This is a genomic window from Streptomyces sp. NPDC057623 (assembly GCF_042800355.1).
In the GTDB taxonomy this organism is placed as follows: domain Bacteria; phylum Actinomycetota; class Actinomycetes; order Streptomycetales; family Streptomycetaceae; genus Streptomyces.
Window position 1 is genome coordinate 199,036 of record NZ_JBHVGZ010000008.1, and the last position, 13,323, is coordinate 212,358.

At 69.2% G+C, this 13,323-nt stretch carries 15 protein-coding genes; 7 read left to right on the forward strand and 8 right to left on the reverse strand.

Annotation, left to right across the window (positions count from 1 at the left end):
* Positions 1-127: 127 nt before the first annotated feature.
* Positions 128-3,061 carry an FAD-binding and (Fe-S)-binding domain-containing protein gene (locus ACFU95_RS12005; RefSeq protein ID WP_383825490.1) on the reverse strand — a complete coding sequence of 978 codons (2,934 nt, stop codon included), beginning with the start codon at positions 3,059-3,061 and terminating at the stop codon, positions 128-130.
* A 182-nt stretch (positions 3,062-3,243) separates the two neighbouring features.
* Between ACFU95_RS12005 and serC the strand changes: the two genes are divergently transcribed.
* Positions 3,244-4,362: a phosphoserine transaminase gene (gene serC / locus ACFU95_RS12010; RefSeq protein ID WP_383825493.1), complete on the forward strand. Its 1,119-nt coding sequence runs from the start codon at positions 3,244-3,246 to the stop codon at positions 4,360-4,362.
* 65 nt (positions 4,363-4,427) lie between these two features.
* Here the strand turns inward: serC and ACFU95_RS12015 are convergent, their stop codons facing one another.
* The 3 genes from ACFU95_RS12015 to ACFU95_RS12025 form a co-directional block, all read right to left on the reverse strand.
* Positions 4,428-5,330 (reverse strand): hypothetical protein, encoded by a 903-nt coding sequence (locus ACFU95_RS12015; protein WP_383825496.1) that lies wholly within the window; start codon positions 5,328-5,330, stop codon positions 4,428-4,430.
* 261 nt (positions 5,331-5,591) lie between these two features.
* Positions 5,592-5,771 (reverse strand): DUF397 domain-containing protein, encoded by a 180-nt coding sequence (locus ACFU95_RS12020; protein WP_383825499.1) that lies wholly within the window; start codon positions 5,769-5,771, stop codon positions 5,592-5,594.
* Positions 5,768-6,637: a helix-turn-helix transcriptional regulator gene (locus ACFU95_RS12025; RefSeq protein ID WP_383825501.1), complete on the reverse strand. Its 870-nt coding sequence runs from the start codon at positions 6,635-6,637 to the stop codon at positions 5,768-5,770. Before ACFU95_RS12025 ends, ACFU95_RS12020 begins: the two co-directional genes overlap by 4 nt.
* 189 nt (positions 6,638-6,826) lie before the next feature.
* On the opposite strand from ACFU95_RS12025, the gene ACFU95_RS12030 reads away from it, so the two are divergent.
* Positions 6,827-7,252, forward strand: a complete 426-nt coding sequence (locus ACFU95_RS12030) for an ATP-binding protein (RefSeq protein ID WP_383825504.1) — start codon at positions 6,827-6,829, stop codon at positions 7,250-7,252.
* Positions 7,233-7,514, forward strand: coding sequence for a hypothetical protein (locus tag ACFU95_RS12035; protein WP_383825507.1), 282 nt, complete (start codon positions 7,233-7,235; stop codon positions 7,512-7,514). The genes ACFU95_RS12030 and ACFU95_RS12035 overlap by 20 nt, the downstream gene beginning before the upstream one ends.
* Here ACFU95_RS12035 and ACFU95_RS12040 read toward each other — a convergent pair.
* Together ACFU95_RS12040 and ACFU95_RS12045 are read right to left on the reverse strand one after the other, a co-directional pair.
* The gene (locus tag ACFU95_RS12040) at positions 7,504-8,352 is read right to left on the reverse strand and encodes a helix-turn-helix domain-containing protein (RefSeq protein WP_383825509.1); all 849 of its coding nucleotides are present in this window, start codon (positions 8,350-8,352) and stop codon (positions 7,504-7,506) included. The genes ACFU95_RS12035 and ACFU95_RS12040 overlap by 11 nt on opposite strands.
* An 18-nt stretch (positions 8,353-8,370) precedes the next feature.
* Positions 8,371-9,138, reverse strand: a complete 768-nt coding sequence (locus ACFU95_RS12045) for a DUF6879 family protein (protein ID WP_383825511.1) — start codon at positions 9,136-9,138, stop codon at positions 8,371-8,373.
* Positions 9,139-9,313: 175 nt separating this feature from the next.
* Here ACFU95_RS12045 and ACFU95_RS12050 point away from each other — a divergent pair, with 175 nt between their 5' ends.
* The 3 genes from ACFU95_RS12050 (at position 9,314) to ACFU95_RS12060 (ending at position 10,381) form a co-directional block, all read left to right on the forward strand.
* Positions 9,314-9,502 carry a hypothetical protein gene (locus ACFU95_RS12050; RefSeq protein WP_383825513.1) on the forward strand — a complete coding sequence of 63 codons (189 nt, stop codon included), beginning with the start codon at positions 9,314-9,316 and terminating at the stop codon, positions 9,500-9,502.
* A gap of 55 nt (positions 9,503-9,557) precedes the next feature.
* Positions 9,558-9,791, forward strand: coding sequence for a DUF397 domain-containing protein (locus ACFU95_RS12055; protein WP_383825516.1), 234 nt, complete (start codon positions 9,558-9,560; stop codon positions 9,789-9,791).
* 119 nt (positions 9,792-9,910) lie between these two features.
* Positions 9,911-10,381: a hypothetical protein gene (locus ACFU95_RS12060; protein WP_383825518.1), complete on the forward strand. Its 471-nt coding sequence runs from the start codon at positions 9,911-9,913 to the stop codon at positions 10,379-10,381.
* A gap of 84 nt (positions 10,382-10,465) precedes the next feature.
* Here the strand turns inward: ACFU95_RS12060 and ACFU95_RS12065 are convergent, their stop codons facing one another.
* Positions 10,466-11,044, reverse strand: coding sequence for a TetR/AcrR family transcriptional regulator (locus tag ACFU95_RS12065; RefSeq protein WP_383825521.1), 579 nt, complete (start codon positions 11,042-11,044; stop codon positions 10,466-10,468).
* Between the two features lie 67 nt (positions 11,045-11,111).
* Here ACFU95_RS12065 and ACFU95_RS12070 point away from each other — a divergent pair, with 67 nt between their 5' ends.
* Positions 11,112-11,726 carry a dihydrofolate reductase family protein gene (locus tag ACFU95_RS12070; RefSeq protein WP_383825524.1) on the forward strand — a complete coding sequence of 205 codons (615 nt, stop codon included), beginning with the start codon at positions 11,112-11,114 and terminating at the stop codon, positions 11,724-11,726.
* A gap of 48 nt (positions 11,727-11,774) precedes the next feature.
* Here the strand turns inward: ACFU95_RS12070 and ACFU95_RS12075 are convergent, their stop codons facing one another.
* A complete protein-coding gene (locus tag ACFU95_RS12075; protein ID WP_383825526.1) occupies positions 11,775-13,310 on the reverse strand; it encodes a cellulase family glycosylhydrolase in 1,536 nt (511 codons plus the stop codon).
* Positions 13,311-13,323: the final 13 nt, after the last annotated feature.

Here is a 13,323-nt window from a genome sequence, read left to right on the forward strand (position 1 = left end):
AAGGGCGCCCTTTCGTCGAGAGGCTCCTCGCGCGTGGAGCGAGGGGGCGAGCGAGCCCCTGTGAAGTACTTGATTGGTCAATTACGTAGAACACGACTGATCGGTAGGCAATGCGGGACAGAACCCTTCACGGTTCACCCACCACATCACCACCGCCACCCGCCTCCGGCCCGTTCGCCAGCCCGTCCGCCAGCACCTCCGCCAGATGCCGCCCTCGCACCCCCGCCAGCTGCTCCAGCTGTGTCCGGCAGGAGAACCCGTCGGCCAGCACCACGGCACCCTCCGCCGCCGCCCGCACCCCCGGCAGCACCTGCTCCTCCGCACACGCCACCGACACCTCGAAGTGCCCCTTCTCGAAGCCGAAGTTGCCCGCGAGACCGCAGCAGCCCCCGCTCAGCTCCCCGTTCAGCCCCGCGGCCTCGCGCAGCCGGCGGTCGGCCGCGTCGCCCAGGACGGCGTGCTGATGGCAGTGGGTCTGCCCGACCGCCGACCGGTCCAGCCGGGGCGGGGTCCAGTCGGGAGCGAGCCGCTCCAGCGCCTCCGCGAAGGTCAGGACCCGGTCGGCCAGTCGGCGCGCCCGCGGATCGTCGTGCAGCAGTTCCGGAAGGTCCGAGCGGAGGGCGGCCGCGCAGCTCGGCTCCAGGACCACGACCCGGGCGGCCGTCTCCAGCACCGGCTCCATGAGGTCGAGCGTGCGCCGCAGCACGGCGCGGGCGCGGTCGAGCTGCCCCGTGGAGACGTACGTCAGCCCACAGCAGACCCGCTCCCGGCCCCGCAGCAGCGAGACCGGGTCCATCGCCACCGCCACGCCCCCGTCGGCTCCCCCGCCTCCCGAGGGCGCCCTCAGCCGTACCGTCGGCGGCAGCGCCACCCGCAGCCCCGCCGCCTCCAGCACGCGTACGGCCGCCTGCCCCACGGACGGCGAGAGGTGCTCGGTGAAGGTGTCCGGCCACAGGATGACCAGCTCACCGCCCGCGCCCATGCCCCCGCCCGCGCCCGCCTTCCCGCGCCGCTGCTCCCACCACCGGCTGAACGTCCGGGTCGCCAGCCGCGGAATCTCCCGCTCCGGAGCGATCCCGCCGAGCCGCTTCGCCGCCCACGCCAACGGCGGTACGGCGGCGAGGGCGTTGGCGAGCGACGCCGTACGCGTGCGTGCCACCAGGCGCAGCCACTCCGGCAGCCGCCCCATGCTGTGGTGCGCGGCCGGACGCCGCCGGCCCTCGTAGTGGTGGTGCAGGAACTCCGCCTTGTAGGTGGCCATGTCGACCTCGACCGGGCAGTCGGACCGGCACCCCTTGCACGCCAGGCACAGGTCCAGCGCGTCCCGTACCTCCGTCGACCGCCACCCGTCGGCCACCAGTTCCCCTGCGAGCATCTCGTGCAGCAGCCGGGCACGCCCGCGCGTGGAGTGCTCCTCGTCACCGGTGGCCCGGAAGGACGGGCACATGACGGCGGAGCCGGTCGCCGACGTCGTACGGCACTTGGCGACCCCGACGCACCGCCGTACGGCCGCCGAGAAGTCCCCGCCGTCGGCCGGGTAGCCGAAGGCGACGTCCACCGGCTCGCGGGGCAGGACGGAGAAGCGGAGGTTCGAGTCGAGCGGGGCCGGGCGCACCAGCATCCCCGGGTTGAGCAGGTCGTCCGGGTCCCACACCCCCTTGGCCCGCTCGAAGAGTGCGACCATCTGCGCCCCGTACATCTTCGGCAGCAGCTCGGCCCGTGCCTGCCCGTCGCCGTGCTCCCCGGACAGCGAGCCCCCGTGCGCCACGACGACCTCGGCGAGCTCCTCCGAGAAGCGCCGGAAGCGGCCGATGCCCGCCTCCGTGAGCAGGTCGAAGTCGATCCGGACGTGGATGCAGCCGTCGCCGAAGTGTCCGTACGGCGTGCCGCGCAGCCCGTGGGCGGTCAGCAGCGCGCGGAAGTCCCGCAGGTAGGCCCCGAGCCGCGCCGGCGGCACCGCGCAGTCCTCCCAGCCGGGCCATGCCTCCGTCCCGTCCGGCATCCGGGTCGCCGTACCGCTCGCGTCCTCCCTGATGCGCCACAGGACCCGCTGCCCGGCCGGATCGGTGACGACCAGGGCGCCGACGACATCGGCGGCCCGCACGATCGCCTCCGCACGCGCGCGTGCCTCTCCCTCCGACTCCCCGCCCGTCTCGACGAACAGCCAGGCGCCGCCCGGCGGCAGCGAGTGCGGCGAGGGCACCAGGTCGGCCGCCATGCCCTCCACCGTCAGCGGCCCGTACGGCAGCAGCCCCCCGGCCGCCTCCGCCGCCGCGTTCTCGTCGGCGTACGCCAGCACGGCGAGCGCACGCGCGCGTGGCGCCCGAACCAGCCGTACGGCCGCCTCGGTGAGGATTCCGAGGGTGCCCTCGCTCCCGCAGAAGGAGCGGGCGACATCGGCGCCGTTCTCGGCCAGCAGGGCGTCGAGCGCGTATCCGGAGATACGGCGGGGCAGTTCGGGGAAGCCGGTCCGCAGCCGGGCCAGATCCCCTTCCACCAGGTCCCGCAGCCCCTCCGGCGCACCGGCCCACCTCTGCCCGAGCCGCAGCCGTGCCCCGCGCGCGGTGATCACGTCCAGTTCCCGCACGCTGTCCGCGGTCGTCCCCCACGCCACCGAGTGCGAGCCGCACGAGTTGTTGCCGATCATCCCGCCGAGCGTGCAGCGGCTGTGGGTGGAGGGGTCGGGGCCGAAGCGGAGCCCGTGCGGGGCGGCGACGCCCTGGAGACGGTCGAGGACGACGCCGGGCTGGACGACGGCGGTGCGGGTCTCCGGGTCCAGGGACACGATCCGGTTCATATGGCGGGTGAAGTCCAGGACGACCCCGGTGCCGGTGGCCTGTCCCGCGATGGAGGTACCTCCACCCCGTGCCACGACCGGCACCATGTGGTCGCGGCACACCTCCAGTACGGCCGCGACGTCGTCGGCGTCATGTGGCGCCACCACACCCAACGGGACGCGCCGGTAGTTGGACGCGTCCATGGTCGTCAACGCCCGGGAGGTGACGTCGAACCCGACCTCGCCCCGGACAACGGTACGCAGCGCAGCTTCTAGATCCCTCATGCCTCCAGCAAACCAGCCGACGCCCGGCATTCCAGCCCGTCCGGCGTTTGAGGACAAGGCCCCTTCAGGGCCGGAGCGGGGGCCTGGGGGCGGCAGCCCCCAGCTCCGACGCCAGCCGAAACGCCGTCTCACCCGACGGACGAGGTTTCACCGAGGTTTCCCGAAACAGCTACGCTCCCTTCGTGGCTGAGATCCAGATTCCCGCTGACATCAAGCCCGCCGACGGACGTTTCGGCGCGGGCCCCTCCAAGGTGCGGACGGAAGCGCTGGACGCGCTGGCCGCCACCGGAACCTCCCTTCTCGGTACCTCCCACCGCCAGGCCCCGGTCAAGAACCTGGTCGGCCAGGTGCGCGAGGGCATCAGCGAGCTGTTCCAGCTCCCCGAGGGCTACGAGGTCGTCCTCGGCAACGGCGGCTCGACGGCGTTCTGGGACGTCGCGACGCACGGCCTGATCGAGAACAAGTCGCAGCACCTGAACTTCGGCGAGTTCAGCTCGAAGTTCGCGAAGGCCGCCAAGCTGGCGCCCTGGCTGGCCGAGCCCACGGTCATCGCCGGCGACCCCGGCACGCACCCGCTGCCGGAGGCCGAGGCGGGCGTCGACGTCTACGCCTTCACGCACAACGAGACCTCGACCGGTGTCGCCATGCCGATCAAGCGCGTGGCGGGCGCGGACGAGGGCTCCCTGGTCCTGGTCGACGCCACGTCGGGCGCCGGCGGCCTCCCGGTCGACGTCTCCGAGACCGACGTCTACTACTTCGCCCCGCAGAAGTCCTTCGCCTCCGACGGCGGCCTGTGGATCGGCGTCTTCTCCCCGGCGGCGATCGAGCGCGCCGAGCGCGTCCACGCGTCCGGCCGCCACGTCCCGGAGTTCTTCTCGCTGCCCACGGCGATCGACAACTCCCGCAAGAACCAGACGTACAACACCCCGGCCCTGTCCACCCTCTTCCTGCTGAACCAGCAGCTGGAGTGGATCAACGGCCAGGGCGGCCTCGCGTGGTCGACGGCCCGTACGAAGGACTCCTCGACGCGTCTGTACAGCTGGGCGGAGGAGTCCAAGCACGCCACCCCGTTCGTCACCGACCCGGCCAAGCGCTCCCAGGTCATCGGCACGATCGACTTCTCCGACGAGATCGACGCCGCCGCGATCGCCAAGGTCCTGCGCGCCAACGGCATCGTCGACACCGAGCCCTACCGCAAGCTCGGCCGCAACCAGCTCCGCGTCGCGATGTTCCCGGCGATCGACCCGGCGGACGTCGAGGCGCTGACGAAGTGCATCGACTACGTGATCGAGAAGCTGTAACGGCATCTCCTACAACCACGAAGGGCGCCCGGCGAGCATGAGCCGGGCGCCCTTCGCATGGCCGCCTACGCCTCGGCGAACAGCTGCTCGGCGGTCTCCACGGTCAGGGAGCGGTCGAACCATGTCCCCAGCAGCTCCAGGTCGACGCAGGCCATGACCCGCTCCCGGTCGGAGTCGGAGACTTCGACGCCCCGCACATCCAGAGCCCGAAGAATGTCCTCGGCCTTCCCCTCGGCCTTCCCCTCGGCCTTCCCCTTCGCCTCACCGTCGCCGTGGACCCGGATCCACGCCTCCTCCATCACGCTGCCGAAGCCGGGGAAGTTCGGGGTGTACACGGCCATCAGTTTCCTCCAATGATCGCGGACCGGACCTTCGTCCAGACCGGCCTCGATGAATTCCGCCCATTCCGCATTGGGCCCCAGCACCGGCGCCACCGCGTCCAGTATGGCAAGGATGCCCGGGTCCTTGGCGTTGATGAGGATGGAGAAGGTGGTGAGGGCCAGGTCCTTCGCCGCCTCCTCCGGGTCGGTGATCGCACGAATGCCGATCGGACCCAGGACCAAGGGGAATACCTCCATGCTCGTATGGAAACGGCGCCCGATGCGGATGGGCTCCGCCGCCCACGCCGCCGTCTTCTTGTCCCGGCACACCACCAACAGAATCGGTGGCAACCGGTACTTGGCATACATGTGCGCCAAGTAGTACGCCCAACTGTTGTGCTTGTCCGGGTCCGGCTGACTCTGCGACTCGACAGCGAGCAGAAACCCACCCTCGTCGTCGGCCGTACGGACCCGGAAGAAGCTGTCCACCCGGCGCTCCAGGGGCCTGATCTCGGTGAGATCTGTGTCGAGCGGCTCGATCGAGCTGTACTCGGGGAACTCGACGCCCGTCTCCGGCACGAGGCGGGCCAAGAGATCCGGCTCCTGACGGAAGATCCGATGCGTGGCGTCATGCTGCGAACTGACCATGCGACGGAACGTAATCGGACGAACACATGTATCGCGGCCGTTCGACCGCATGATCAGCCGTACGAGTGAACATGCCGCTGGCAATTTCCAGCTGAAGGCTGAGCGATCAGTCGCCGTACAGCTCACCACCGGCGCCCCACCGAACCCAAAGCCCGCCGAACCACCCACCTCCAGGAGTTGAGCGGGGTCGCCCCCGGCGTAGAACAGCGAAGGGCGCCCCGGCGGATCACCGCGGGGCGCCCTTCGTCGTGTGCGGGACGACTACACAATCCGCTGGAGAAACTCCTGCCAGCTATCGCGGGAGACGATGAGCAGGGGACCATCCTGCTGCTTGCTGTCGCGGACGGCTCGGCCGCCGGGGGCGGTGTCGGCGACCTCGACGCAGGCGTTCTCCGCGCCCGAGTACGAGGACTTCCAGAAGGGGCTAACAACCTCGGTCACGATGTGTCTTCCTTCAAGCTCCGCAGTATGCCTCGGATGAGCTTCGCGCTCGCGTCCGGTGTCAATGCTGACGATCGTAGTAGGTCGAACGTATTGGCGTAAGCGGCAAGGTCCTCGGCCCCTTCAAGGACAGATGTGCCTCGCAGATTGTCCATGGCGACCGCTTCGACCGTCGGCTCCTCGTCGAAGCTGAAGGAGTAGAAAGCGCAGGAATAGCCCGCCAGTACGCCCGCACTGACCGGCAGTACCTGCACGGTGACGTTCTTCCGCTTCCCGACTTCAAGGATCGCGGACAGTTGCTCCCGGTGAATCTCAACACTCACCAGCGGTTGCGTGAGAACCGCTTCCCAGAGGATGGCCGTGTACGAGGCTCCACCCTCTTCGATCTTCGCCTGCCTCCCCATGCGGACCTTCACCAACTCGGCCGCTCGTTCCGGCTCGATGTAGTGAGGGCTGGCGGCGACAACCGCCTCTGCATAAGCGGGAGTTTGCAGGAGCCCCGGCACCATGATCGGCTGCCACTCGCGGATGTGAGTAGCGTCGTCCTCCAACGCGATGTGATCGACGTAGTCCGGCCTCAGATGCTCGGCATGCTCCAGCCACCAGCCCCGGTTCTTGGAGTGCTTGGCCAACTCCTCCAGCTTGTCCCGCACTTCTGAATCCGTGATGCCGTAGGCGTCCAGCAGCAGCCGCACCTCGATGACGCGTGGCGTGGCGTGCCCACTCTCGACACGGCTGATGCGTGCCTGACTTGACGCGATGATCTCGGCGGCCTGCGGCTGGTCGAGCTTGGCGGCCTGCCGGTACTGCTTGAGCGCCGTACCCAGTCGCCTGCTGCGCACTGTCGGCCGTCCACCTGTAGGCATGGGCCCTCCCCTCTCCTGCGGCAACACTGCCACACCCGGGATTAAACCCACGCGCATATCACTCGATCGAGCGCCATCCGTGCATGTATTCATCGATCCAGGTTGCATCGATGCCGAATCCAAGCCTAGCTTCGTAAGGCGCCCAGCAGAGCGCATCCTTGACGACACGTCAGGAGGTACGGCACCCCCATGCCCGAAACCGAAACCTTCCGCATCCCCAAGCACAGGCGACACGTGTCCACCGCTCGCCAACGCATCCGCAAAGCCCTCGTGAACTGGGGGATCACCGACGAACCCGCCGACAGCGTCTGCCTGTTGGCGAACGAACTCGTCACCAACGCCGTGACGCACTGCCGGATCTCCTACGCCCAGGTCGAGGTCACGCTCACCCTCCAGAACACGGAACTCGTGCTGGAAGTCCACGACCCGGACAGGGACCGGCTCCCTCGGCCACGCGATTCCGGACCGGACGAGGAAGGCGGACGCGGGCTCGCGCTGGTGGAGGAGTTGGCCGACACCTGGGGGCACCGGCAGGAGCCGTACGCGAAGTGTGTGTGGGCCCGGTTCACGCTCACCGAGACACTGGAGAGGGCTCATGTTCCGGCGGGTTTATGACGCGGTCGCCCGACTGCTCAGCCGCCCTGCGGTGGACGAACGGGACCTCGCGGGCGAGGTGAGGGCGCCGGACCCGTACGTATGGCGGCTACCGAACCCTCGTGACGCCCGGTGGCACCGCTGGGCCAAGCGGTGCCGCGCGGCCGGCTATCGACTGCCGTTTCCGCAGGACGAGGAGTGCTGGCCGGCCGCCCTCCCCTCGCGGAGGTCGCTCTGGGAGACGTCCGACGACGTGGTACGGCCGTACGTCCTCAGACCTTGATGCTGCGGCGGACTCGGGCGATTACCTGCTGGGCGTCGGTGCCGTACACGGCCGACTCGGCGAAGGTGTCCCAGACGCGGCGGTAGAGGGCGATCGTTTCAGCGTCGTCGAGCCAGAGTTCGGCGTGCCAGTCCTCGACGGTGACCAAGCGATCATCCAGGATCCAGAACGCACCTCCCGGCGGTAGAGGCAGTGCAGCATCCAGCGGCACGATGCCGAGGTGGATGGTGTCCATGCCCACCACGCCGAGAAGGCGGTCGAGTTGAGCTACCAAAACCTCCGGGGGGCACACCTTCGCCCGCAGCGCCCCCTCCCACATGAGCACCTTCAACTGCCTGCCCGGCAGGTACAGCCACTCCTGCCGCTTCATACGGGCTCGCACAGCGTCCTCCGCGTCCCGTGGAGAGCGTCGGAATTCCGCATAGCGCTCGAAGAGGTTCCTGGCATAGTCCGCAGTCTGAAGCATGCCGTTGACGACGTGGTTGTTCCACACGTGCAGGGTCCGAGATTCGTTGACGAGGGTGTTCCAGTTCTCCTGCACAGGCGCATGCCCCGCCGCCAGCTGGCGCCGCCAGGAACGGATGTGACTCTCGAAACCTTTCAGGCGAGCGCGCAGTTCCGGGAACACCGCTGGCTGCCCTACGACCTCAGCCCATGCCCGGAGGTCGTCATCCGTAGGGGTCTGCCTGCCGTTCTCCAGCTTGCTGATCTTCGACTGCGGCCACCCCAGCCGTCGGGCCAGTTCGGTACCGGTGAGCCGGCCATCAGGGCTCTCGACGCGCAGTTCCCTGAGCCTTCGGCCCAGTTCTTCGCGTGCCCTCTGATAGTCCGTGCTCACCGGTACCCATTCATGCTCCTATGCGCCGCTGTGCATCTCCGCCGTGAACTGCTGCCACGGTACGGCGTGGTGCCAAGCAGCATCCCGGATCATGGCGCAGCGCACCACCTCTGCCGGTTCCGTGATGAGATCGACATGGGTGAGCTGGTCGTCGTCATCGAACTGGAGGAGTGCGATGAGGCGGCTGTCGAACAGCCAGAAGTCCTCGGCGGGGAGGCAGAGCCGTTCCGCGTCGGCACGCCACATGTTGCGGATGTCCTCACCTGTCGCGATGTTCCACCTGGCGCCGTCGAGAAGGTAGCGCTGACCGGTGGTGGCGGGCTGGTCCACAATGCGCACCCGCTCGACACGCTTCCCCTGTGCCGTCTGCGCGCGCATCGTGTCGCGGAACGCCCTGACAGGCGCGCCTTCCGGCCAGTCCTCGACGACGCTCCCGGTCTCGATGAAGCTCTCCCAACGGTCACTGGCTTCATCACTCGCGTACCGCCGCCGGGTCTCCAACCGCCATGCGGTGTGCTCGAACTTGCTGAACAAGCCGCTGAACTCATCCAGATCGATCGTCCGCACCTTGCGCGTCCGCACCTTCGGCGCCCAGTCCACCAGCAGCTCACGAGGCACCACGACCGCGACCTCTCCCTCCGAGAGGTGCTGGAGCTGCGCCACATCAGCGGCGTCCGTCAGCGCAGGACCGTGCACGATGATCTCTCCGCTGTCCAAGTCCTCGTGCAGGGACGGGCATCCGTCACCGTCACTCCCGGTCCCGTTGAAGCGCAACCTACGTGCCATATGACAACTCCCTTGCTCCTCGACGACGTTGCGCACCCAGCCTGTCGCTCCCCCTGAGTGAATGTCCATGCATCCAGAGTGACAGCGCGAGAATAACGGCGAATATTCCACCCCTCGCTCCCCTCCCCCTCCCTACGGTCATCCCCGAAGCCACACCACCCCGGGGAGGCGACCCATGACAACGCAGTTACCCACCGGCTTCGACGCCTGGCTGCTCGACTGTGCCCCCGCCACCGGCTGCGACGTCTGCGCCGCGAACTGGCGGCAGCTTCTCGCCTGCGAGCAGTCCGGTGACATGGCGCAGGCCAGGCGTCACGCCACCGAGATCCGGGACCACACCTCGGGCGTGCACGGACGTGCATAGGGCGAGTGTCGGTCCCCTCCCCGAACTCCACCAGCCGAGCAGGAAGGTGCAAGCAATGCTGAACGGAATCGACCTGTACGCGCTCGACCTCTCCGCCGCCTCGTTCGTCAAGGCATGCGGCGGCAACACCCACCCCGACGGCGAGTCATGCGTGACCCTGGCCCAAATCGGCGCCGATGCCTGGGCCCTGGGCGACAGCAAGCGGCCGGAGGCACCACCGCTGCGCTTCACGTCGGCCGAGCTGCACGCGGCCGGCATCGACCCGGCCCGCTTCGACCTGCCCGCCTGAGGCCCCTCTCCCCTCCCCAGCCGGTCCTGGAACGGCGTACCCCCGACCAGCACCCGACCAGGACCGGCTGCCGCCCCCTCCCCGATCCGCACGTGCGCGCACACCGAACTGGACACCCCGTGCACCACCACGCCTACCTGTGGACGGGCCCCAAGGCCCGCTTCGACCAGGAAGCACTGAGACGCCCGCCCCACCCGGACCCTCCACCCGCAGGAAGCCGACCGGAACTGGTTCAGCGCTACCGCGAAGTGGCCGCGCAGTTCCCGACGTCGGACCTGCCGCCGCTGGAAACGGCGTACTGGCTCGTCAAGCCACGGGCACTGGTGCGTGGCACGTGGCCGGATCCGAGTGCGGCGACGGCGTGGCTCAGTGACCGGTTGACCGAGTACGCACCTCGGTTCGCATCCCCGACCCAGCGCGAGGCCCGTCGCCTCACCGGCCTCACCGCCTCCGCCGCCGAGCGACTGGCATCCGGCGGCGACGTGGCACTCGGCTTCTACCTCGAACGCCCCTCGTACCTGAGCCTGGCCGTGGTGAAGTGCGCCCCGGGACGCGGACTCCGCGACCTCCCGTGCCCGCTGGACAGATGACGGGACACCGCGCGTCGCAACCATCGCCGAGGTCCTGCGCGCCCACCTCTCATGTCATGAACCAGCACAGCAGGGCCCAGTCACCTACTCCCCCGCCACAATGCGCTCCACCGCGGCCGTCACCAGTTGTTCGCGCTCCGCCTCCGTGAAGACGTCCGGCAGGGTGAGCTGCTCGACGATCAGCCAGTTCAGCGTCAGTATGAGCAGTTTGACGGCCGTGGCGTCGCCGGGGAGGCCGGATGCCTCGTGATAGGCGACGTTGGCGTCGACATCGGCCCGGACCCGCTCGGTGAGGACCTTGCGCAGTTCGGGGCGGCGGGTGGCCTCCAGGCGGAGCTCCAGCAGGGCGAGGTAGCCGGTGCGGAAAGAGGCGATGCGGCCGACGAGTTCGCGCATCAGCTCGGCGTAGGTCTCCCGGTCGCGGCCGGCCTCCCGCTGGCGGGCGATCGTGGCCTCGTCGGGCTGGAGTCGCTCGTAGACCCGGGCACCGACCTGGGTGAACAGGTCGTCACGGCTGGCGAAGTAGTTGGACGCCGTCCCGGCGGGAACGGAGGCCCCGGCGTCCACGGCCCGGAAAGTCAGGCCGCGTGCGCCCTCCTGGGCCAGCACCTCGATCGCCGCGTCAACGAGGGCCGCGCGCCGCTGGTCGTTGCGTCTCACCATTGACACCACTCCAGATGTAGTACTACGTTCAAACCACTACAATCAGAGTACTACATGTGGGGGCACCATGCGGAAGCTCGTGTATTACATCGGCGTCTCGATCGACGGCCGCATCGCCGGCCCCGGCGGCGAGTTCGACTTCTTTCCGCAGGGCGACGAGCGGCAGGCCGCCGCCTACTCGGCCTGGATGAACGAGCTGTACCCGGAGACCGTCCCGACCGCCTACCGCGCGGCCGCCGGTGTCGGCGACGCGCCCAACCGGCGTTTCGACACCGTCGTCATGGGTCGCGGCACCTACCGCCTCCCCCTCGACAACGGGATCACCAGCCCGTACGCGCACCTTCGCCAGTACGTGGTGTCCAGCACCCTCAAGCCGGACACCGACCCGGCCGTCACCGTCGTACCGAGCGACCCGCTCGCCCTCGTCCGCGAGCTCAAGGGCGAGGTGGGCGCTGGACGGGAGACCGGGCTGGACATCTGGCTCTGCGGGGGCGGCCGGCTCGCGGGCGCCCTGTTGCCCGAGCTCGACGAGCTGCTGATCAAGACCTATCCGGTCGTCGCCGGAACCGGAGTCCCGGTGTTCGACGGCGCCTTCGACCCCACCGTCTTCGACGTCGCCGAGCGCACCACCTTCCCCAACGGCGCCCTTCTCACCCGCCTCACCCGCCGCCAGTTCGCGTAGTTCGAACGGGCTCCGTCGCCGACGAGGCCAGGAGCCCGTTCACACCGGTCATCCGGCGGCACAACTCACGCTCGGCACACCCCCGCCCCCAGGCGCGCCCCCGAACCCGAAGCTCGCCGAACCGCCCACCGGCACCGCCCCGTTGTGTGCGGCGTTGGAGGCGGTCACCGTCGCGCCGGTCTGTGTGTAGGACGCGTTCCACATGGAGGTCACCCGCTGGGAGCCGGACCAGGTCCAGGTCACCTTCCAGGAGGTGAGCGGCGCCGCCCCCGTGTTGGTCACCTTCACCTCGGCGTTGAAGCCGCCGCCCCAGTCGCTGCTGACGGTGTAGGCGGCGCCGCAGGCACCGTTGCCGCCGGGGTCGGGGTCCGGGTCGGGGTCGCCCCCGCCGCCTCCCGGGAAGCCCGGCGCCTTGATGGCCGCCAGGTACCCGTCCTTCACCGTGTCCACGGTCGACCAGTCGTCCTTGAGGATGCCGCCCGTGTCACCGGAGTTGGGGTTCCAGGACCAGAAGGTCCAGTGGAACGAGTCCGCGCCGTACGTCGACGTCGACCGCAGGTACGTCACCAACGCGGTCAGCCACTTCTGGTCCACCGTCGACTGGAGTGTCGTACCGAACTCGCCCAGCCAGACCGGGGCGATGTTCTGCTTGAAGATGTAACCCCAGTACTTGTCCCACACGCCCGGCATGTTGGCGGGGAACGACGGATCGCTGAACCAGGGCTGCTGGGCCACGCTGGTGGCGTAGTCGTGGGCCGAGTACACGAGCCGGTTCGGGACGTTCAGCTGGACCGGGTACTGGGCCACCCCCATGAGGTTGCCGCCCCACCAGCCGTTGACGCCGTCGTGCGACTGCACGCCCTCGACCATGACGAGGAGATCCGGATTGGCGGACAGGACGGCGTTGCCGGCCCGCTGGGCGGCCAGGCGCCAGTCGCGCGTCGTGTCGCCGCAGCCCCAGCAGGCGGGGTCGTGCGGCTCGTTGTGCAGGTCGATACCGACGACGGTCGGATTGCCGGCGTAACGCGTCGCCAGCGCCTTCAGGTTGGCGATCCACGTCGACTCGGGGACCGCCGTCGTGTACCAGAGCGCGGACTGGCCGGCCGCGTCGGGGCGATGCCGGTCCAGGACGATCTTCAGGCCGATCTGACCGGCGTACGCCACGATCCTGTCCATGACCTGCAAGGACGTCAGGCCCTGGAGGTCGGCGTTCTTGCCGCCGTCGAAGTTGATGCTGTCCGGCAGGGTGCCGGACTTGAGGATGTCGTCACTGAACGGCAGGCGGAGGGTGTTGTAGCCCAGCGAGGTCATCTGGTCGAGCATGCTCTTGTAGTCGCGGGACCAGAGGCCGTGCGGGACGTGGTTGCCGGTCTCGAATCCGAACCAGTTGATCCCGGCGATCCGGACCGGCTGCCCGGACGCGTCCAGGATCTGCCGACCGCTGGTGTGCCAGTAGCCGGCGCCGGCCTCGGCGGCCTGTACGGCGCCGGGCGCGGACGCTTCGGCCGGCTGCGCACCGGCCCCCAGCGGTAGCAGAAGCGCGGCGGCCACCGCGCACAGTGCTCTTCGCAAGCTGCGGAACATGTCCCTTGTTCCT

Bases quoted from the DNA above. Each gene is read 5' to 3' on its own strand.
- ACFU95_RS12005 (WP_383825490.1), bottom strand. From the start codon at position 3,061: ATGAGGGATCTAGAAGCTGCGCTGCGTACCGTTGTCCGGGGCGAGGTC.
- ACFU95_RS12015 (WP_383825496.1), bottom strand. From the start codon at position 5,330: ATGGTCAGTTCGCAGCATGACGCCACGCATCGGATCTTCCGTCAGGAG.
- ACFU95_RS12025 (WP_383825501.1), bottom strand. From the start codon at position 6,637: ATGCCTACAGGTGGACGGCCGACAGTGCGCAGCAGGCGACTGGGTACG.
- ACFU95_RS12030 (WP_383825504.1), top strand. From the start codon at position 6,827: ATGCCCGAAACCGAAACCTTCCGCATCCCCAAGCACAGGCGACACGTG.
- ACFU95_RS12035 (WP_383825507.1), top strand. From the start codon at position 7,233: ATGTTCCGGCGGGTTTATGACGCGGTCGCCCGACTGCTCAGCCGCCCT.
- ACFU95_RS12045 (WP_383825511.1), bottom strand. From the start codon at position 9,138: ATGGCACGTAGGTTGCGCTTCAACGGGACCGGGAGTGACGGTGACGGA.
- ACFU95_RS12050 (WP_383825513.1), top strand. From the start codon at position 9,314: ATGACAACGCAGTTACCCACCGGCTTCGACGCCTGGCTGCTCGACTGT.
- ACFU95_RS12055 (WP_383825516.1), top strand. From the start codon at position 9,558: ATGCTGAACGGAATCGACCTGTACGCGCTCGACCTCTCCGCCGCCTCG.
- ACFU95_RS12065 (WP_383825521.1), bottom strand. From the start codon at position 11,044: ATGGTGAGACGCAACGACCAGCGGCGCGCGGCCCTCGTTGACGCGGCG.
- ACFU95_RS12070 (WP_383825524.1), top strand. From the start codon at position 11,112: ATGCGGAAGCTCGTGTATTACATCGGCGTCTCGATCGACGGCCGCATC.
- ACFU95_RS12075 (WP_383825526.1), bottom strand. From the start codon at position 13,310: ATGTTCCGCAGCTTGCGAAGAGCACTGTGCGCGGTGGCCGCCGCGCTT.